The sequence below is a fragment of the Streptomyces sp. WMMC500 genome, assembly GCF_027497195.1.
Lineage (GTDB): Bacteria > Actinomycetota > Actinomycetes > Streptomycetales > Streptomycetaceae > Streptomyces.
This window is the reverse complement of the sequence record NZ_CP114905.1, coordinates 4,899,800-4,919,154: the sequence shown is the minus strand read 5'-3', so window position 1 is coordinate 4,919,154 and position 19,355 is coordinate 4,899,800. Positions and strand designations below refer to the sequence as shown.

The window sequence follows — 19,355 nt, the reverse complement described above, 5'->3', positions numbered from 1 at the left end:
CGTGGTCGTTCAGTCGCGTGTGCCGAAGACCCTCTTGTGGGAGCCGAGGTTCAGGAAGACTGTTTCACCGGTGGCGTCCTGGAGGGCGTCGTTGTCGGTGACGGCGTAGACCTCGCCGTCCCCTGCCACGGTCAGCCCTTCGAGCTTCTCCTGCGTCCAGCCGTGCGTCGCCCGGAGGTCCGGCAGGACGTCGTACGCGAGCTTCTTGCGCAGCACCGGCAGAGTGCCCGAGGGCGCCGCCGACGTGGGCATGTCGACCGTGTAGATCCGCTTGACCCTGGCTGCCGGGCCGTTCAGCTTGTCGCGCTCGATGACGGCGAGCCTGTCGCCGACCGCGGTGATCTCGGAGAGGCCGATCCAGTCGCCCGGCGTGGTGGTGGAGCCGAGCCGGTAGCCGAACCAGCTCCAGGTGCCGGCCCCGACGTCGTACCGGCCGAGCCGCACGACTCCCGCCGGGTCCGTCGTGACCTCGCGCTGCAGCGCGGCCCAGACGATTTCGCGGCCGTGCCGGCCGGTGGTGGCGGTGACTCCCTCGAAGCCCTGCTTGCCGAGGCCCGCGGCGACGTCCGCCGGCAGCGGGACGAGCTGCCGGGTCACCCCGTCGCGGTCGAGCCGCACCAGTCGGTTGCCCGCCCCGGTCTCGCCCTCCACGGCCAGCCAGTAACCGCCCTGCGGCCGGGCGAAGATGCCCTCCGCGTCGTAGCCGACGGGCTGTCCTTCGGTGTCCCTGACGGTCAGGGCCCGGGTGAGGACTGCGGGCCGGCGTGCCGCGTCGACGGTGAGGATCCTGGTCGGGGCGTACGCGGCGTCGGTGACGGTGGAGAGCTGGTGCGCCTTGCCGGGTGCGGCGGAGAGCGCGCCCAGGGCGCCCCAGCCGAGCGGAGCGCCGGCGGGGTCCGCGGCCGAGACGACGTCCGGGAACCCGGGGGCGCCCCTGCCCAGGCGGAACAGGTTCACCGCGGAGCGCACGCCCGCCCCGGCGTCGTCGACCTCGCTGGAGACCGCGAGCAGGCCGCGCGACGGGATCGGCAGCACGCCCTCGGGGCCGTTGGTGGTGGGCAGCATCTGGCGGAAGACGGGCCGGGTCGGGCGGCTGATGTCGTAGACGGCGACGAAGTTGCTGCGCTCCGAGGCGACGAAGGCGTAGCGCACGCCGCCGTACGCGGCGATCGCCAGACCCTCCGGCTCGGTGCCCTTGTTCCCGGACCGGTCGTCGTCGTGCAGCCCGTGGCGCGCGGCGAGCCGCTCGAAGCTGTTGCCCGCGTCCCAGACCACCTCGCCGGTGCGGCTGTCGAAGACGGACCAGCCGCGGGTGCCGCCGCGCCAGTCGCCCTCGTTGGCGGTCGCCAGGTAGCGGTCGTCGATCCAGCCCAGCGCGTCGGGTTCGCGCGGCGCGTCGGTGAGCGAGGCGGTCAGGTCGATCGTGCCGTCCTCGGCGGTGTCGATGCCGTCCACGGTCGCCGTACCCGCGCTGAAAGCCCGGGTGATGTCGCCGGTCGGCAGGTCGATGACGACGACGCCGTTGTTCTCCTGGAGCGTCACGGCGAGTTGGTTGCGGCTGTTGACGGAGACGTACTCCGGCTCCGGGTCGGTGGGTGCGGCGATCCCGGCGGCGGCCAGGGCGGGCAGCGGCGTGCCGTCGTCGCGGGTCAGCGGAACGGGCCGGGTACGCCACCTCGACGGCGGCGAGCCGGCGCCGAGGTCGACGATCTGCACGAACCCGGCCGGAGCCTGCGGCAGATCCCCCGCCTCCCCTCCGGGCGGCACGGCCTCCTCGTCGCGCTCGTTCTCGATCGCGATGGCGGCGTAGCGCTTGTCCTTGCTGATCGACACGGAGTCGGGCTGGCCGCCGAGGTCGAAGCTCGCGACGCGCTCGCGATCGCGCAGGGAGACGACGTCGAGCCGGCCGGAGGGATCGGCGTGGCTCGCGCCGGTGTTCACCACGACGAGGACGTACGAACCCACCACGGACACCGAGGTGGGTTCGTCCTCGGCGTCGCCGAGCCGCGCCAGCGACAGGGTGCCGAGCCCGCGCGGGCGGTGCGGGTTCCCGATGTCGAGAAAGCCGATCCGCCGGGCCGCCGCGTCGGTGTGGACGAGGGTGCGACCGTCCTCGCTGACCGCCGAGATCTCGGCGACGGTCTCGGTCGCCGGGTCCTCGCCGGCCGGCCGGTTCTGGAAGACCGGGTAGGTGGCGGTGCGTTCGAAGACCGCCGACCGCGCCGGCCGCTGCGGTCCGTGATCCGCGCTCGCCACCCCGGCACCCGGCAGGGCGGCGGCCACGACCAGGGCTGCGAGCGCGGCGCGCGTTCTCTTCTGGGACATCGTTTCCTCCGGTACGTCCGCTGCCGCGCCGGATCGTCGCACTCACGGACAGGTGCCGCCGGAACGGCCGCGTGAACAGCCGACGAAGATCGCGTACGTCCCTTGTGCGCCTTCACGGCGTCGCCTCGGCCCGGGGGCGCCTTCCGTCGCCTCAGTGGTCCGCGCAGCACGCGATCTGGTGGCGGACCTCGAACGGCACCAGAACGCCGGCCGTGCCCCGCTGCACCAGCAGCGTGCAGCGGCCGTCCCGCCAGGTTGGGCGGGCGAAGCCGGTCGCGTCCAGGACGGCGTCCGGGGTGACGGTGACTCCGGCCAGCCCTTCCACGGCGTCGAGGCAGCTCCCGGACACCGCGTCGGCGGGTGTCGTACGCCGCTCGACGCCGGCCCGGCCGGGGTAGCGGGCCAGCCGGCCCGCCGCCCGCTGCCGGGCCTCCCCGCCCGCGGCAAGCGCCCCTGGGGCCAGCGCCGCGTCGGTGACCAGGGCCCCGTCGACGGCGGTCAGCTCCGGCATGGCGGCCAGCAGCCGGGCCGTGACCCGCGCCGGCTCCGGGCCGCCGCGCCAGCTCACCACGGCCGCGGAGCGGGTGACCGGCGCACGGGCGACATGGGTGCTGACGACGTAGCCCTCGGGGCCGTCCTCCCGCAGCAGACCCGTCAGCGCGTCGTCCATCCGGTGCACCAGATGCTCGGCGGCGGCGAGCCCGGAGGCGGCGGCGTCCACGGCCACCGTGTGGACGGCCGTGGACACCTCCGCTCCAGGGGTCGGTTCTGAGCTCATCGGCTCGGCAGCACCCAGATCGGGTTCGTGTAGAACCACAGGTCCCGCCAGGGGTCCGCGTCGCCGACCACGTCGATGGCCGGACCGGCCGGGTCGACCTCCGCGCCGTGGTAGCCCGGCTGCTGCCGGTTGCCGTCGGTGCCGCGCAGCCGGACGTAGAACGGCTCGTCCAGCGTGCCCAGGTCGTGTCGCAGGGTGTACGTGCCGGTGCGTCCCGAGGTGTCGGTCTGTCGCACGACCCGGGTGTCCGGAGCCCTCAGCTTGTCGCGGTCGGAGCTCGCGTGGGACACGTCCACCGCGCCGCGGATCAGGTCGACCCGGTTCAACCGGGGCAGGAACGCACCCCAGTTGGGGACATCCTGGGCGGTCACGGTGACGACCAGCTCGATCCGGCTGCCCCTGCGGGCGGTCAGGGTGCCGCCGAGGGTCTCCTCGCCGCGGCCGCGGTCCCAGCCCCGGCCCGAGGCGACGACCCGGACGTCGAGGTTCTTCAGCAGCCGGCCGTGGTCCACCCAGATACGGCCGTCCCGGATGCCCCGCATCACCGCGGAGTAGCTGCGATCGGCGGCGCCGACGTGGGTACGGCTGTACATGCCGGGCCAGAAGTCACCGGCGGCGAGGTTGACCTCACCGGCGTACACCGGGTCGCCGTAGCGGCCGTCCCGGTTGAACTGCGCGGAGTCCGAACCGTCGGGGCGGCGGGAGGTGTCGCCCCAGTTGACGTGGGAGTCGGAGTTGGCGGAGATCGACCACGGCTTGCCCTCGGCGAGCAGCGAGTCCCACAGCCCGCCGACGGTGGCGGTGTAGAAGTCGAAGCCGCCCCAGGAGCGGTAGCTCTCCGGCGGGTAGCCGGGGAACGAGTTGTCGCTCGGGGAGTTGCCGTAGAAGCCGCGCGCCGAGCCCGGACCGTACCCCGCGGGCAGGCCGGCCGCCTGGTGGCCGGGGGCGCCCTCCCATCCGACCGCGATCCGCGGGTCGGCGTCACGCCAGGCCCGGATCTCGTGCGGGCTGTCGATGCCGTTGCGCGCCGGGTGGTTGGCCAGGAAGAGGGCGTCCTCGACGCGGCGCCGGTCCTTCTGCTTGCCCAGCCACTGGATTCCGGCCACGGCGAGGGCCTCGTTCTCCGGGGTGTTGCCGGAGGCGTTGTTGACCGAGCCGTCGTAGTCGTTCTCGAACTGCTTGAGGACCTCGACCTCGTGCTTCCCGGGAACCACGAAGACGGTGCCGTGCTCGGCGGCCGGGATGTTCCACTCCAGGCCCTGGAAGATCAGGGTGTCCTTCAGTTCGGCGCGGGCCGCCCTGATGTCGGGGTTGACCAGGTCGACGCCTATGCGGGCGTGGGTAGCGCCCCCGTGGTCGGTGATGACCATCCAGTCCAGCCCGAACGCCGCGCCGTGCTGCGCCTGGTCGAGGACGGTGTACATGGCGTCGGAGGAGTGCTGGGTGTGGATGTGGTGGTCGCCCGCCAGCCAGTGGCGGACGCCGTCGCCGCGCCCTCGGCCGCTGCCCCTGTCCTCGTCGTCCCTGTCCTCGTCGTCCTTGCCGCGGGCGGCGTCTTCCGCCATCGCCGGAGTGACGCCGAGCATGCCGGACATGCCGGCGGTGAGAGCCCCGGTGACCCCGGCGGCCTTCAGCATGCGCCGCCGCGAGAGCTCTTTGGGAGTGAGGTCGGAGTCGGAGGCGGAGGTGTCCGCGGCGGCTCGGGTTGCTTCGTCGATGTCCTGGTTGTGGCTGTGGGGGTGCGGACGTCTGTGGGAGTGGTCGTGTGACACACCGGTCCCTTCCAGGATGAGGTGGCGCGATTGTGCGCCCAGGTAACCGGCGCGTTCCCTCTCCTTGCGGATGCGCCGGTTACCTCGCGGCGTCGCGAAGGTGAAGGAACCCTCCGTCGATCCCGCGATGGCCGGCACCGGGACCGCACCGGTACCGTCCACGGGTCCGGCGGATGCGGGCGGCGGGACAGGGACTGCGATCGGTGAGGGGTGACGGCATGGCGCACGCGGAGTCGGTGCGGGTCGTGTTCGTAGACGCCGAGACGGAGGAGGAGTTCGCACGGACCGAGCTCGCTCCCGGACAGCTCCCCGACTCGTTCGAGTACGAGACGCGTCTCGATCTCGGGGGAGAGTCATGGGCCGTTGTCCGGGCCGACCCGCCGAGCGCCGCGCAGTTCCTTCGGAGCGGCAGCCTGGTGCTGACCCTGAGACGGATTCAGACGGTGGACCCGCAGGAGATGGCGTACTCCCTGCCGACGATCTTCGACCCGCTGCCGCCGACCGAGGACTCCACCGGTTCGGGGGAGCACTTCGTGATCCACGAGGACGACTGGCGGCAGGCCGAGTTGGTGTCCCGTCAGCTCGCGGGTCAGGTCGAGGCGGAGATGCGCGCGATCCATGAGGTCTTCCGGCAGTCTTCGCGGGTGGTCGGCGAGGGTGCGTCGTCGATGCGCGTCTTCGACAGGATTCACGTGCGCCGGACCCCGATCGATCCCCTCTCCACGGAGGTTTCGCTGCGGCGGCTGTCAGAACTGCTGCCCGTCGGCGGCAGGCCGTACGCGGGCGTCCGCATCGGTGATGATCCGGGCCGCGTGGTCGACTCGTTCGTGATCGCCGCCGATCCGCTCGTCGTGTACGGACAGGCACTCGGTGACCGGGTCACGGTGCTGTGCCTCGCGCCCCTGCTCGATGCCGCGACGGAGTCGGCGGCCGGCCTCGAACAGGCGATGCGCGAGTTCGATCTGGTGCTGGCCGACTGGTGCAGCGGCCGGCTGCTGGACGCCTCGGCCGTCGGCGCCTTCCTGAATCAGGCGTAGCCGCCGGGGAGCCGGGCTCGCGGGTCTACCCGGCCGATGCCTCCACCGCGTGCCGTGAAGCGCCGTCCCGGGCGGCGTGGTGGGCCAGCGCCGCGTGCGGGTCCGCCAGGCCGGGGGCCGGCGCGGGGTCGGCGTGCACCAGCACCGCGGTGAGCTTCGGCACCGCGTGCAGCAGGGCGTGCTCGGCCGCCACCGCCACCTCGTGCGCCTCGCGCACGCTGAGCTCGCCGTCCACCTCGACCGCGACCTCCGCGCGGAGCCGGTGCCCGATCCAGCGCAGCCGCAGCTCGCCCACGGCCCGTACCCCCGGGACCTCCCGCAGCGCGCCCTCCGCGGCGTCGACCAGCGCGGGGTCGACGGCGTCCATGATCCGGCGGAACACCTCGCGGCCCGCGTCGCGCAGGACGAACAGGATCGCCGCGGTGATCAGCAGGCCCACGACGGGGTCGGCCGCCTGCCACCCGAGCGCCGCACCGCCCGCGCCGAAGAGCACGGCGAGGGAGGTGAACCCGTCCGTGCGGGCGTGCAGGCCGTCGGCGACCAGCGCGGCGGAGCCGATCTGCCGGCCGACGCGGATGCGGTAGCGGGCCACCCACTCGTTGCCCAGGAAGCCGACGACCGCGGCGGTCGCGACCGCGGGCAGGTACGCGACGTCGCGCGGGTTCAGCAGCCGGTCGATCGCCGTCCAGGCGGCGAAGGCGGCCGAGGCGGCGATGGTCAGCACGATGACGAGGCCCGCGAGGTCCTCGGCGCGGCCGTAGCCGTAGGTGAAGCGCCGGGTGGCGGCGCGGCGGCCCAGGAGGAAGGCGAGGCCGAGGGGTACGGCGGTCAGCGCGTCGGCGGCGTTGTGGGCGGTGTCGCCGAGCAGCGCGACCGAGCCCGAGACGACCACGACGACCGCCTGGGCGAGGGCGGTGACGCCCAGCACGGCCAGCGAGACCCACAGCGCACGCATGCCGCGGGCGGAGGACTCCAGGGCGTGGTCGGTCTTGTCGGCCGCGTCGTGGGAGTGGGGTACGAGGACGTGGGACAAGCGGTGCCGCCATCGGGACAGCCGGCCGTCCTGCTCGTGCCCGTGGTCGTGGTCGTGCCGGTGCTGCTCGCTCATGTGGCTCCGTCCTCTCGGCGCGGGGAGAGACAGTTCCATTATGTGCACATGCGCGCACGCAAGCACCTATCAACTGCTCACGATACGCAGGTGCACGTACGCCGCCGGCCCGCGGCCGCCCGTACGACAGCGGGCTGCACGACCGCCAGGACCGCGCAGAGCCCGGCCATGACGGACCACATGCCGGCGACCCCGGCCCGGTCGAGGAGCTGGGTGCCGAGCAGCGGCGCGACCACCGCGGCGATGCCCCAGCCGGTGCCGTAGACGGCGAGGTAGCGGCCGGTGCCGCCGGGCGGCGCGAGCCCGGCCACGACCGCGAGCGCCCGCCCGACCAGCAGCAGGTCGCCCAGACTCCACACGACGGTGGCGGCGACATGGGCACCGAAGCCGTCGGCCACCGCGTACCCGGCGAGCCCGGCCGCAAGGAGCACGCCGCCGGTCGCGAAGGCGCCGGGCGCGGACCGGGCGGACAGCGGGTTCAGGCGCAGCAGCGGCTGGCCGGCGACGATGACCAGCGCGGAGACGGCGAGCAGCAGACCGGCGTCGGCGGGCTGCAGTCCGCGGCGGTCCAGCGCGAGCGGGAGCATGACGGTGATCTGCAGGTAGACCAGGGCGAAGAGCGTGCCTGTGCCCAGCATCGCGAGGAGCGTGCGGTCACGCCACGGCGCGACCGCGGTACGGCCGTCCCCGCGCCGGTCCGCTCCCGGCCCGTCGGCGGGCAGGGCGATGCGTACGACGAGCGCGCACAGCAGGCATGTGACGGCGTCGGCGACGAACAGCCAGCGCAGATCCCACCGGCCGAGCCCTGCGGCGAGCACTCCGGCGGCCAGACCCGCCACCGCGAGCGCGGCGTTGAGCAGGCTGTACGCGCGCACCCGCGCGGCGTCCCCCACGGCGTCGGCGATCATCGCCTGGCTCGGCGGCTCGTACAGCTCGAAGACCAGCCCGAGCAGCACGGCGAACCCCACGACGACGGCCAGGTTCGGTGCGGCGGCGACCCCCGCCTGCGCCACGGCGCAGCCCACCAGTCCGACGAGCATGGTGCGCCGCCGCCCGTACCGGTCGGCCAGCCGGCCGCCGGCGAGCCGCGAGGGAATCGTGGCGAGCCCGAAGAGGGCGACCACCAGCCCCGCGGTCGCGGGTGGGGCGTCGTACCGCCTCGTGATCAGCACGGCGAGAAAGGGCAGGGAGAACGCCCCGAGGCGGTTGACGGTGCGGGCGGCGACGAGCACCCAGACGCTCCGCGGCAACCGTTGCCCCGCCGGCAGACGGCCCACGCCCCACCACCCCGTCACCGGCGAATCAGATAATGTCAGTGACGAAACTAGGACCCGAGGGGTGACCGGTCAAGTGATGTTCGACAGTCACGTAGCGACGCTGCTGGACGTGTCCGCCGCCCTGGTGAACACCCTCACCGACGGCACCGCCCGCGGTCGCCCCTACACCGCCCCCCGCGACGCCGACCTGCCGGCGGCCGTCGCCGCCGCCCTCCCCGGCGAAGCCGGGGCCGCACCCGCGGCTGCGGCGTACCTGGCCCGCACCGCCGAGCAGCTACGCGCCGTCTTCGAAGCCGTCGAGGACCAGCACCTCGACGCCGCCGCCGACCTGCTCAACTCCCTCCTGCGCAGCACCGGAGCCCGCCCCCAGCTCGACCGCGTACCGGGCGAGCCCTGGCAGGTCCACTTCCACGGCAGCGACGACACCCTCGCCGTCGGCTGGAGCGCCGGCTGCGCCACCGCCCTCGCCCTCGCCCTCGGCAGCGACCTCGCCGGCCGCCTCGGCGTCTGCCGGGCCCCGCGCTGCGACCGCGTCTACGTCGACAACTCCCGCAACGCCGCCCGCCAGTTCTGCTCCACCGCCTGCCAGAGCCGCGTCAAAGCCGCCGCCTTCCGCGCCCGCCGGACCCCCACCCCCTGACCCCGACCCGGGGCGCGGCGCCTAAGGGCCGACCGACAGGGACAGCCAGAAACGCCTCATGGCTGAGAGTCCCTCTGCAGGCGCACCGTGAGGGCGGCCCGGCGAACGGCCGGCCGAAGGAACCGAGTCCACGGCATCGACGGCTCCTGCTACCGCCCCGGGCCCTGAGACCTGCGCAGCAGCCACTGTCCGAACGTCCGCCGCCGGGGCCGCACCACGACGCGGCCGTGGGCCTTCTGCCCGACCAGTTCCACCCGCAGCCTGACCGGTGCACCCGGATCCGCCGGCGGCTGCCGGGAGACGACCTTGCAGTGCACCAACTGCAGGCCGTCGCTGTCGACCACGATGCCCGGTCCGGTGACCAGCGTCAGGCGCTTCCCCACCATGGCCACGTCAATCCGCAGGGTGTCCTGCGTGATCACCGCCTCGGTGAAGTCGAGCGTCACCTCGCAGAAGGTCACCGCTAGTTCCAGTCTGCGCGGTACCACCCAGTGCCCGACGCGCTCGATCGCGCCGCTGTGGATCTGTTCGATCCGGACCAGGTCCTTCACCTCCACCCCGGCCGCACCGGGGGCGGCCGGCAGGGGCGGCAGATCAGCGGTGAGCGCTGCCAGTTCGCCGCGGGTCCGCGCCGACAGGGCGACCTCCACGCGCTGGTCCAACTCGTCCGCGGTCAGCAGACCGTCCCCCGCCGCGATCCGCAGCACGTCCACCACCCGGTCGCGGTCGGCGTGCGAGGCACGCAGTTCGGGCGACGGGGCGGGGCCGGAGCCCTTCCCGAGGGGCGAGATCTCTCCCGACATGCTTCCGTCCCGGTCCTGTCATACGTGGGCGCGCGACGCGGGCAGCGGCGCGACCACCAGGCTAGCGCTATATCGCGACACACTTCCGGCCCCGTCGGGAGTGCTGCCGGCCAACGCCGTTCGGCGCGGGACCCGCCCGCGGGGTTACGCGGGTCTCACCAGCCCCGCGTCGAAGGCGAAGATCACCGCGTGCACGCGGTCCCGCGCCCCGATCTTCGCCAGCACCCGGCTCACGTGCGACTTGACCGTCGACTCGGCGAGGGAGAACCGCTCCGCGATCTCGGCGTTGCTCCAGCCGGTGGCCATGGCCACGAGGACCTCGCGTTCGCGGTCGGTCAACGCGGCGAGCAGGCGCTCCTGTTCGGTGGTCGTCGAGCCCGGCATACGGTCGGCGAAGGCGTCGAGGAGCCTTCGGGTCAGCCCCGGGGCGATGACGGCGTCTCCGGCGGCCACCGCCCGTACGCCGGCGATGAACTCGTCCGGCAGGGCGTCCTTCAGGAGGAAGCCGCTGGCACCGGCGCGCAGCGCCGCGTACGCGTACTCGTCCAGGTCGAAGGTGGTCAGGACCAGGACCCGGGAGCGGCCGCCGGACTGCACGATGCGGCGGGTGGCCTCGATGCCGTCCATGCCGGGCATGCGCACGTCCATCAGGACGACGTCGGGGCGGAGTTCGGCGGCCTTGCGCACCGCTTCGGCGCCGTGCGTCGCCTCGCCGACCACCGTCAGATCGGGGTGCTGTTCCATCAGCATGCTGAAGCCGAGCCGCTGCAGCGTCTGGTCGTCGACGATGAGGACGGTGGTCATACGGGACGCCTCTCCCTTGCTGCCGAGGTGGTCATGACGGACGCCGCGCGCCGGGTGCCGAGGTGGTCGCGATCACGAAGCGGGCGTGGACGGTCCAGCCCCCGCGGTCGTTGGGCCCCGCAGTCACGCTCCCGCCGTAGAGGGCGGCCCGCTCGCGCATGCCGACAAGGCCGCGGGCGTCGTCGTTGGACCGCGGGGTGAGCGCCGGGCCGGTGTCCTCGACGGTGACGTCCACGACGGTGTCGTCGGCGGTGATCGTCACCTGGACCGCCGTGTCGGCCGCCGCGTGCTTCAGGGTGTTCGTCAGAGCCTCCTGGACGACGCGGTAGACGGCGAGTTGGAGGCCGGGCGGCAGGTCGGCCCGGGCACCTTCGGTGTGCAGGGTGACGGCGGGGCCCGCGGCGCGTACCCGCGCCAGCAGCGGCCTCAGATCGCTGAAACCCGGCTGGGGCGCGAGCGGGGTGCCCTCCGTGGCGGTCCGGTCGTCGTCGCCGATGACGGCGAGCAGGCGGCGCAGTTCGGCCAGGGCGTCGCGCCCGCTGTCGGCGATGATGCGCAGGGTCTCGGCGCCCCGCTTCGGCTTCGCCTCGGTCAGTCCGGCGGCGCCGTTCGCGAGGCCGACGATGACGGCGAGGGTGTGGCCGAGGATGTCGTGCATCTCCCGGGCGACGCGCGCGCGTTCCGCGGCGGCGGCGAGCCGGGCCCGCTGGTCGCGCTCGACCTCCAGCCGGACGGCGCGCTCGTGCAGGGCCCTGATGTACGCGTTCACGACCCGGGCCACCAGCCCCGCCGCGGCGACGGCCACCACGAGGGCCGCCTGGATGAGCGCGACCACCCAGGTCTGCAGGCCGATGTCCTGTCCGTCGCCGCGTACGGCGGTGGCGAGGGCCGTCTGCGCGGCGGCGATCGCCACACAGACCGCGAGCGACACGGGCCGCACGGCGCGGCCCACGTTGAGCAGCGCCACCACCCGCGCGGCCTCGGACCCCGTGTTGGCGTCCCAGGCGAGCGCCCCGGCGGCCACGGCCGAGGTGACGGCGAAGATCAGGATGGGCTTCTGCTGCCGCCACAGCAGCGGGACGCAGAAGGCGGCCATCAGGGCCAGGAGTACGGGTACGCCGGGACCGGGTTCGTGGTCCGCGTTCTGCAGGGCCGGGATGCCGAACAGCGCGCAGAGGAGCGGTACCCCCCAGCGCCTGACCCACGGGTGACCCTGGTCCGCCTCGATGAACCGCCTGAGCTTGCGCATGACCAGCGCGTCCGAGGGCCGCTCCGCCTCGCCCAGCAGTACCTCGGGCTCGACCGAGGAACCGGACTGCTCCCCGCCGGAGCCGCGCGCCGCGGTCGGTGTGGTCACGGTCGTATGCCCTCTCGGTGCGGGGACCGCCCGCCGGTTCCCCGGGGGAGTGGGCCGGCCGGCGGGCGGTCGTCGGTCACGGGCGGGCCGGCCGGGCCCTTCTGCCTCTCTGCCTCGGATCGTACGTCCGGAAGCTCAGCCCCTTCCGGTGGGCACGCGCTCGGGCTCCGGCGTGCTCTCGGGCGCCGCGGCGAGGTGAGACCGCAGCTTCTCGCCCTCCACGTCCACGTTCGGCAGCAGGCGGTCCAGCCGGCGGGGCAGCCACCAGGCGCGGCGGCCGAGCAGCGCCATGATCGCGGGAACGATGGTCATCCGTACCACGAAGGCGTCGAAGAAGACGGCGGCGGCCAGGCCGAGACCCATCGACTTGATGATCGACTCGTCGCTGAAGACGAACCCGGAGAACACGCCGATCATGATGACCGCCGCGGCCGTGACCACCCGGGCCCCGTGCCGGAACCCCGCGACGACCGCCTCGTCCGGCTCGGCCCCGTGCACGTACTCCTCCCGCATGCGGGTCACCAGGAAGACCTGGTAGTCCATGGCGAGTCCGAACACCACCCCGATCATGAAGATCGGCAGGATGCTCACGACCGGGCCGGTCTGGTCGACGCCGAAGACGTCCGCGAGCCAGCCCCACTGGAAGACGGCGACGACGACACCGAGGGTCGCCAGCACGCTCAGCAGGAAGCCGGCGGCGGCCTTGAGCGGGACCAGGATCGAGCGGAACACCAGCATCAGCAGGATCAGCGCCAGGCCCACGACCACGCACAGGTACGGGACCAGGGCGTCGGTCAGCTTGCCGGAGATGTCGATGTTGAGGGCGGTGGTTCCGGTGACCATCACCTCGGCGCCGGTGTCGTCCCGCAGGTCCGCGCTCCGGTCGCGGATGTCGGAGACGAGGTCGACCGTCTCCCCGCTGCTGGGCGAAGAGCCCGGGGTGGCGCTGATCAGGGCGACGTCACCGCCCGGGTTGAAGGTCGCGGGGCTCACCGAGGCGACGTCGGGCAGCGAGTCGAGCAGGGCGCGCGCCTCCTCGGCGGCGGCCCGGGGGTCGTCGCTGCCGCGGGCGTCGACCACGACCGACAGCGGGCCGTTGTAGCCGGGGCCGAAGCCGTCGGTGATGGTGTCGTACGCGACGCGCTGGGTGCTGCCGGGGGCGGCCGACTCGTCGCTCGGCATGCCGAGCTCCAGCGACAGGGCGGGCGTGGCGAGCAGCAGCAGACCGGCGACCGAGGTGACGAGGACCCTGACCGGGTGGCGCAGCACGAACGTCGACCAGCGCACGCCCATGGGCGCGCGCTCGCCGCGCTCGACGGAACGCATCCGGCGGGTCCTGAGCTTCCCGGTCGTGATCCGTCCGCCGGCGAAGCCGAGCATCGCGGGCAGGAGGGTGAGCGCGATCACGACGGCGACGATCACCGCGAACGCCGCGCCGAGCCCGATGTCGGTGAGCACCCTGATGCCGATGACGCTGAGCCCGGCCAGCGCGATGATCACGGTGAGCCCCGCGAACACCACCGCGGACCCGGCCGTACCGACCGCCCGCCCCACGGCCTCCTCGGGCGGGTGCCCGCCCTTCAGCTCCTCCCGGTAGCGGGAGACGATGAACAGGGCGTAGTCGATGGCCACCGCCAGGCCCAGCATCAGGGCGAGGGTGCTCGTGTTCGAGCTGAGGTCGATGAACGAGCTGGCGAGGGTGATCGAGAGGATCGCCAGGCCGACCCCGAAGAGCGCGGTCAGCAGGGGCAGCCCGGCCGCGACCAGCGAGCCGAAGGTGATGACCAGGACGACGGCGGCGATCAGGATCCCGATCAGCTCGGTCGTGCTCTGGTGGGGTTCCTCGGCCACCGCCGTGCCGCCCATGCTGACGTGGAGGCCGGCCTGCTCGCCCTGGGCGGCGACGTCCTCCAGGTCCGCGCGGGCCCGGTCGCTGACGTCGGCGTCCGCGACCTCGTACGTCACCTGCGCGTAGCCGATCGTGCCGTCCTTGCTGACGGTGCCGGCGGCGTACGGGTCGGCCACCGTCTTCACCTGGTGTGCCTGACCGAGGTCGGCGACCAGTGCCTCGACCTCGGCCTTGTGGGCGCCGGACGTCAGCCGCTGCCCGTCCGGCGCCTCGAAGACCACGCGGGCCGTGGCCCCGTCGGCGGCCGCCTGCGGGAACTCCTCCGACAGCAGGTCGAGAGCCTTCTGGGACTGGGTGCCGGGGATGCTGAAGGTGTCCGTCGTCTTGCTCGTCACCCCCGTGGCGGCGATGCCGACGGCGGCCAGCACGGCTATCCACAGCATGAGGACGAGCCTTCGCCGCCGGAAGGAGAACCGGCCGAGCCGGTAGAGGAACGTGGCCACGGAGAACCCCCGGGGGCGCGCAGAGGACGGGACAGGGGCCGGGATCCGACCCGCGGTCCACGCTAGGCACGCCTCACCTCGGTCTCTTGGGCCCACGGTGGCGAATGCGGCGGCCGCGACCGGTACCGCGGTACCGCCCCGCGGTCCTCCCCGAGAGGTAGACCGGGACGCCCCGATCGCCGGTACGCACCGGGCGTCCGCCGCGGCGTGGCCGGGTTCGTCATCTGGGGGCGGGTGCGGTTGGTGGGGGTAGGTGGACTGTGGTGTGGAGGCCGCCTGTGGGGCGGGGGGTGAGGGTGAGGGTTCCGCCGTGGGCTTGGGTGATGGTGTTGACGATGGCCAGGCCGAGGCCGACGCCCGCGTGGTCGGTGTGGACGCGTTCCGTGCCGCGCTGGAAGGGTTCGGTCAGGGTCGCGGCGAGCTGCGGGGGGATTTCTTCGCCGGTGTTCTCGACGGTCAGCGTCACACCGTTGGGGCGGGCGGCGGTCCGCACCCAGACCGTGCCCTCTTCCGGCAGATTGTGGACGATCGCGTTGTGGACGAGGTTCGTGGTCAACTGCAGCAGGAGCGCCTGCGACCCGAAAGCCGGCGCCACCTCGCCGGAGGTCTCGACGGTGACCCCGCGCTCCTCGGCGAGCGGCAGCAGGGTCTCGGTCGCCTCTTCCGCGAGCAGGGACAGGTCGACGTGTTCGCGGGTGAAGGACCCCTGTTCGGCACGGCTCAGCACGAGCAGCGCCTCGGTGAGGTCGATCGCGCGCGTGTTGACGGTGCGGAGACGGTCGACCAGTTCGCCGGGCTCGCGTGTCGGGTCGTGGTGGGCCACGTCCAGGAGCGACTTCGAGATCGCCAGCGGCGTGCGCAGTTCGTGTGAGGCGTTGGCCGCGAATCTCCGCTGTTCGGCGACGTGCGCTTCGAGCCGGGCGAGCATCGTGTCGAAGGCGTCGGCGAGTTCGCGGAACTCGTCTCTGCGACCCGGCAGCCGGATCCGGTGGGAGAGCGATCCGTGCGTGGCCGCGCGGGTGGCGTCGGTGATGCGGGACAGCGGAGCGAGCATGCGGCCGGCGAGGATCCATCCCCCCAGGAGGCCGAACACCAGGAGGAACACCATCACCGCGGCCGCCACGGGGGTGAAGCCGCGCACGAAGTCGGTGCCCGGAGTCGCTCGCCACGCCCCCTCCTCGTTCGTACGCAACCAGCCCTCCCGCAGGAGAAAAAGGCCGATGGCGGAGAGCAGCAGGGCGCCCGCGAGCGTGAGGAATCCGGCGTAGCTGAGGGTGAGTTTGACGCGAACGCTCAAACCGGGCCGCCGCCTGTCCACGGTCTTCTCCCCCCACGTCCGGTGCCGGGTGCCGCGTGGCCGCCGTCGACGGCGCCGGCACGGCGGCGCCGAACCCGAAAGCGCGCATATCACTCACGCTACGAGCCGGTGCATATGGTCCATGTATCGGAAACCGCATACGTGGAAGCAACACCGCGCTGCCTTGACTGGCCGCATGTCGTACAGCGAGCCGGGGCGTGGCGCCCGTCCGCCGGGCCGGTCACCGGCGCGAACCAAGCCGTGGCGGAGGGCGTGATGGTGATGAGGATCCGCGCGGCACGCGGCTCCGACGCCTCGGCCGTCAACGAGCTGCTCGGCCAACTGGGTTATCCGCAGGACGGCCGGGCGGCGACGGCACGCCGCATCCGGACCTGGGCCGCGGACCCGTCCGGCGCGGTCTATGTGGCCGAAGCCGGCGACGACTTGCTGGGTGTCATCGCCGTCCACGTCTGCCCGTTCTTCGAACGTGACGGCTCCTGGGGCCGGATCGTGGCCCTGGTGGTGTCCGACCGGGCACGCGGCTGCGGCGTCGGATCCCACCTCGTCGCGGCGGCGGAGTCCTTCGCCGTCACGCGCGGATGCCTCCGCATGGAGGTCACCAGCGGGGATCGGCGGCGCGCCGCGCACGAGTTCTACCGCAGCCGCGGATACGCCGGCCAGGCCGGAGAGTCGTCCCGCTTCCTGCGAGACCTGCCCCGTGCCGACGACCACCCGGGCCGACTGCCGGAAGAGCACTGACACACGGCACGCCCGCTACGTGAGCGCGGCGGCGACCTCGTCGAGGCACGCCCCGCGGGACGCCTTGACGAGCACCACGTCGCCGGCGACGAGGTTGCCGCGCAGCCAGTCGACGGCGGCGGCGTTGTCGGCCAGCGCCACGGCCCGCTCGCCCGAGCCGTCGGCGATCGGCCGGGCGGCCTCGCCGACGGCGAGCACCAGGTCGGTACGGGCGGCGGCGTACGCGCCGACGGCGCGGTGTTCTGCCTCGCTCTCCTCGCCCAGTTCGAGCATCTCGCCGAGGACGGCGATGCGCCGCCCGCCCTCGATCGCGGCCAGCGCGTCCAGGGCGGCGCGCGTGGAGTCGGGGTTGGCGTTGTACGAGTCGTTGAGCAGCGTCGCGCCGCCGGCGAGGTCGCGCAGTTCCATGCGCCACTTCGACAACGACGCGGTGGGCAGCGCCGATGCGGCGACGTCGAGGGGAAGGCCGGCCGCCAGTGCCGCCGCCGCGGCGGCGGAGGCGTTCAGCGCCTGGTGGGCGCCGACGAGCGGCAGCGCGACGTGGGCGGAGGCGTCGGCGGTCCGCAGGGTGAAGGAGGGCCGGCCGAGCCGGTCGAGGGCCGGGTCGAGGACCCGTACGTCGGCGTGCTCCGCCCGGCCGAAGGTCAGCACCGGGCCGTCGGTGAGCGAGCGCATCGCCATGACGCGCGGATCGTCGGCGTTGAGGACGGCGGTGCCGCCGGGCGCCAGTCCTCGTACGAGCTCGCCCTTGGCCTCGGCGATGGCCGCGCGCGAGCCGAACTCGCCGAGGTGGGCCTGGCCGACGTTGAGGACGACGGCGATGTCGGGCGCGACCAGGCCGGTGAGCGCGGCGATGTCGCCGACGCGGCGGGCGCCCATCTCCAGGACGAGGAACCGGGTGCCCAGGCCGGCGCGGAGCATGGTCAGCGGCACCCCGAGTTCGTTGTTGAACGAGCCGTTCGTGGCGGTCGTCGGCGCGGCGCTCGCCAGCACGGCCGCCAGCAGGTCCTTGGTGCCGGTCTTGCCCTGGGACCCGGTCAGTCCGACGACGGTCAGCCCGCGGCGCAGCCGGGCCACGACGTGGGCGGCAAGCGTCTGCAGCGCCGCCTGGACGTCCGCGACGACGACGGTGGGCAGCGGCGTGGCCCGGGACCCGAGCACGGCCACCACGCCGGCCCGGCCGGCCTGCCCCGCGTAGTCGTGGCCGTCGACGCGCTCGCCGGGGACGGCGACGAAGAGGCCGCCCGGCTCGGCCTGCCGGCCGTCGAGCACGGCCGGAGCGGTCACCGTCACGTCGCCGTCGCCCTCGACCGTCCCGCCGACGACCGCGGCGATCTCGCGGAGGCTGAGCGGGATCAGGCCCGCGCGGCGCGGGAGCCGGGGGGCGGGCGCGAGGCCGGAGAGGTAGAGGTAGGAGGAGGCTGGTTCGCTGTGGGTCACGCCTTGAGTCAAGGCGGGGTGGTGTTGCGGGCGCGTATGCGGATTTGGATATGCCGCCGATATGCGGTGCCGATGCCCCGAGCGAGGGAGCGGCATCGTATCGGAAACGAGGTCAGCAGCCTCCGGCGGCGGTGCCGATCTGGAGGAGTCCCGCGGTGGGGGCGGCGCAGCAGCCTCCGTCTGCCGGTGCGGTGCCTTCCGCGTCGGCCAGGCCGGTGCCGCCGCAGACGCCGGTCTCGGGGAGGGTCAACTCGACGCGGGCGGCGGCTTCGTGGTCGCCGGCGAGGGCCGCGGCGAGGGAGCGGACCTGTTCGAAGCCGGTCAGCGCGAGGAAGGTCGGGGCGCGGCCGTAGGACTTCATGCCGGCGAGGTGGACGCCGGTCTCGGGGTGGGCCAGTTCGGCGGCGCCGTGGGGGTAGACGGTGCCGCAGGAGTGGACGTTGGGGTCGATGAGCGGGGCCAGCGCGACGGGGGCCTGGAGGCGTTCGTCCAGGCGCAGGCGGAGTTCGCCGAGGAACGTGAGGTCGGGGCGCAGCCCGGTCAGGGCGATGACCTCGTCCACGGGCTCGCTGCGGCGGCCGTCCTCGGCGACGAGGACGAGGCGGTCGGGCCGGTCGGCGTCGCGTTCGACGGCGGCGGTGCGTTCGACGGCGGCGGTGCGGAAGCCGGTGACGGCGGTGGCCCTGCCGTCGTCGACGGCGGCTTTGGCGGCGAGGCCGAGGGCGCCGCGGGCGGGGAGTTGGTCGGCCTCGCCGCCGCCGTAGGTGTGCGTGCCGATGCCGCGGCGCAGGATCCACAGGCTGTGGGTGCCGGGCGCGTCGTCGGTGAGGCCGGCGAGGGCCGCCAGGGCGGTGAAGGCGGAGGCGCCGGAGCCGACGACGGCGGTCGTCCGGCCCGCGTAGCGGGCGCGTACGGCCGGGTCGGTCAGGTCGGGGATGCGGTAGGCGATGCGGTCGGCGGCGGCGCGCTCGCCGAGGGCGGGCAGGCCGGTCGCGCCCAGCGGGCCGGGGGTGGACCAGGTGCCGGAGGCGTCGATGACGGCGCGTACGAGGAGGCGCTCCTCGGCGCCGTCGGCTCGTACGACGTGGACCGCGAAGGGCTGCGCCGCGCGGTCGGCGTCGACGATGCGGTCGCGCCCGGCGCGGGCGACGCCGGTGACCCGCGCGTCGTAGCGCACGCGGGCGCCGAGGGCGTCGGCGAGCGGCTGCAGGTACCGCTCCGCCCAGTCGCGGCCGGTGGGGTACGCGGTCGCGGCGGGCCTGGTCCAGCCGGTGGGGGCGAGGAGCTTCTCCGCGGCCGGGTCGGTCAGCTCGGCCCAGGTGGAGAAGAGCCGCACGTGCCCCCACGCGCGCACCGCGGTACCGGCCCGCGGCCCGGCTTCCAGCACCAGCGGTTCGATGCCTCGGTCGAGGAGGTGCGCGGCGGCGGCCAGGCCGATCGGGCCAGCGCCGATGACGGCTACGGGCGGATCCGGTGCGTGGTTCATGTCGGTACGTCCTCGGTTCCTGTGCGGCGGCCTGTTTCGATCCTCATCGATGCTTGCGGGGCCAGCATGGCATCTGATTCGATGAGCGTCAACATAGGCATACGTCGAATCAGTAGGGGT

The 19,355-nt window shown here is 73.7% G+C and carries 15 protein-coding genes; 3 read left to right on the top strand and 12 right to left on the bottom strand.

Features of this window, described 5'->3' with window-relative positions; genetic code table 11:
* Positions 1-9 precede the first annotated feature (9 nt).
* The 3 genes from O7599_RS21245 to O7599_RS21235 form a co-directional block, all read right to left on the bottom strand.
* Positions 10-2,325 carry an esterase-like activity of phytase family protein gene (locus tag O7599_RS21245; RefSeq protein WP_281617186.1) on the bottom strand — a complete coding sequence of 772 codons (2,316 nt, stop codon included), beginning with the start codon at positions 2,323-2,325 and terminating at the stop codon, positions 10-12.
* 151 nt (positions 2,326-2,476) lie between these two features.
* The gene (locus tag O7599_RS21240) at positions 2,477-3,103 is read right to left on the bottom strand and encodes a hypothetical protein (protein ID WP_281617185.1); all 627 of its coding nucleotides are present in this window, start codon (positions 3,101-3,103) and stop codon (positions 2,477-2,479) included.
* Positions 3,100-4,875, bottom strand: a complete 1,776-nt coding sequence (locus O7599_RS21235; RefSeq protein ID WP_281617184.1) for a histidinol-phosphatase — start codon at positions 4,873-4,875, stop codon at positions 3,100-3,102. Before O7599_RS21235 ends, O7599_RS21240 begins: the two co-directional genes overlap by 4 nt.
* Positions 4,876-5,093: 218 nt before the next feature.
* Here O7599_RS21235 and O7599_RS21230 point away from each other — a divergent pair, with 218 nt between their 5' ends.
* Positions 5,094-5,912, top strand: a complete 819-nt coding sequence (locus O7599_RS21230) for a hypothetical protein (RefSeq protein ID WP_281617183.1) — start codon at positions 5,094-5,096, stop codon at positions 5,910-5,912.
* A 25-nt stretch (positions 5,913-5,937) separates the two neighbouring features.
* Here the strand turns inward: O7599_RS21230 and O7599_RS21225 are convergent, their stop codons facing one another.
* Both O7599_RS21225 and O7599_RS21220 read right to left on the bottom strand, forming a co-directional pair.
* Positions 5,938-7,020, bottom strand: a complete 1,083-nt coding sequence (locus O7599_RS21225) for a cation diffusion facilitator family transporter (protein ID WP_281617182.1) — start codon at positions 7,018-7,020, stop codon at positions 5,938-5,940.
* A gap of 77 nt (positions 7,021-7,097) precedes the next feature.
* The gene (locus tag O7599_RS21220) at positions 7,098-8,297 is read right to left on the bottom strand and encodes an MFS transporter (protein ID WP_281617181.1); all 1,200 of its coding nucleotides are present in this window, start codon (positions 8,295-8,297) and stop codon (positions 7,098-7,100) included.
* A 61-nt stretch (positions 8,298-8,358) separates the two neighbouring features.
* Here O7599_RS21220 and O7599_RS21215 point away from each other — a divergent pair, with 61 nt between their 5' ends.
* Positions 8,359-8,937 (top strand): CGNR zinc finger domain-containing protein, encoded by a 579-nt coding sequence (locus O7599_RS21215; protein ID WP_281617180.1) that lies wholly within the window; start codon positions 8,359-8,361, stop codon positions 8,935-8,937.
* Positions 8,938-9,086: 149 nt separating this feature from the next.
* Here the strand turns inward: O7599_RS21215 and O7599_RS21210 are convergent, their stop codons facing one another.
* The 5 genes from O7599_RS21210 to O7599_RS21190 form a co-directional block, all read right to left on the bottom strand.
* Positions 9,087-9,740: a DUF1707 domain-containing protein gene (locus O7599_RS21210; protein WP_281617179.1), complete on the bottom strand. Its 654-nt coding sequence runs from the start codon at positions 9,738-9,740 to the stop codon at positions 9,087-9,089.
* 144 nt (positions 9,741-9,884) lie between these two features.
* Complete coding sequence (locus tag O7599_RS21205; protein WP_281617178.1) at positions 9,885-10,544, bottom strand: response regulator transcription factor; 660 nt, start codon at positions 10,542-10,544, stop codon at positions 9,885-9,887.
* Positions 10,545-10,575: 31 nt separating this feature from the next.
* Positions 10,576-11,901, bottom strand: a complete 1,326-nt coding sequence (locus tag O7599_RS21200; RefSeq protein ID WP_281617177.1) for a histidine kinase — start codon at positions 11,899-11,901, stop codon at positions 10,576-10,578.
* Between the two features lie 135 nt (positions 11,902-12,036).
* Positions 12,037-14,253: an MMPL family transporter gene (locus O7599_RS21195; protein WP_281617176.1), complete on the bottom strand. Its 2,217-nt coding sequence runs from the start codon at positions 14,251-14,253 to the stop codon at positions 12,037-12,039.
* A gap of 220 nt (positions 14,254-14,473) precedes the next feature.
* A complete protein-coding gene (locus O7599_RS21190) occupies positions 14,474-15,571 on the bottom strand; it encodes a HAMP domain-containing sensor histidine kinase (RefSeq protein ID WP_281617175.1) in 1,098 nt (365 codons plus the stop codon).
* Between the two features lie 255 nt (positions 15,572-15,826).
* On the opposite strand from O7599_RS21190, the gene O7599_RS21185 reads away from it, so the two are divergent.
* The gene (locus O7599_RS21185; RefSeq protein WP_281617174.1) at positions 15,827-16,309 is read left to right on the top strand and encodes a GNAT family N-acetyltransferase; all 483 of its coding nucleotides are present in this window, start codon (positions 15,827-15,829) and stop codon (positions 16,307-16,309) included.
* A gap of 15 nt (positions 16,310-16,324) precedes the next feature.
* On the opposite strand, the gene murF is transcribed toward O7599_RS21185, so the two are convergent.
* Positions 16,325-17,668 carry a UDP-N-acetylmuramoyl-tripeptide--D-alanyl-D-alanine ligase gene (murF, locus tag O7599_RS21180; protein ID WP_281623463.1) on the bottom strand — a complete coding sequence of 448 codons (1,344 nt, stop codon included), beginning with the start codon at positions 17,666-17,668 and terminating at the stop codon, positions 16,325-16,327.
* Positions 17,669-17,861: 193 nt separating this feature from the next.
* Positions 17,862-19,235: an FAD-dependent oxidoreductase gene (locus O7599_RS21175; protein WP_281617173.1), complete on the bottom strand. Its 1,374-nt coding sequence runs from the start codon at positions 19,233-19,235 to the stop codon at positions 17,862-17,864.
* Positions 19,236-19,355 lie beyond the last annotated feature (120 nt).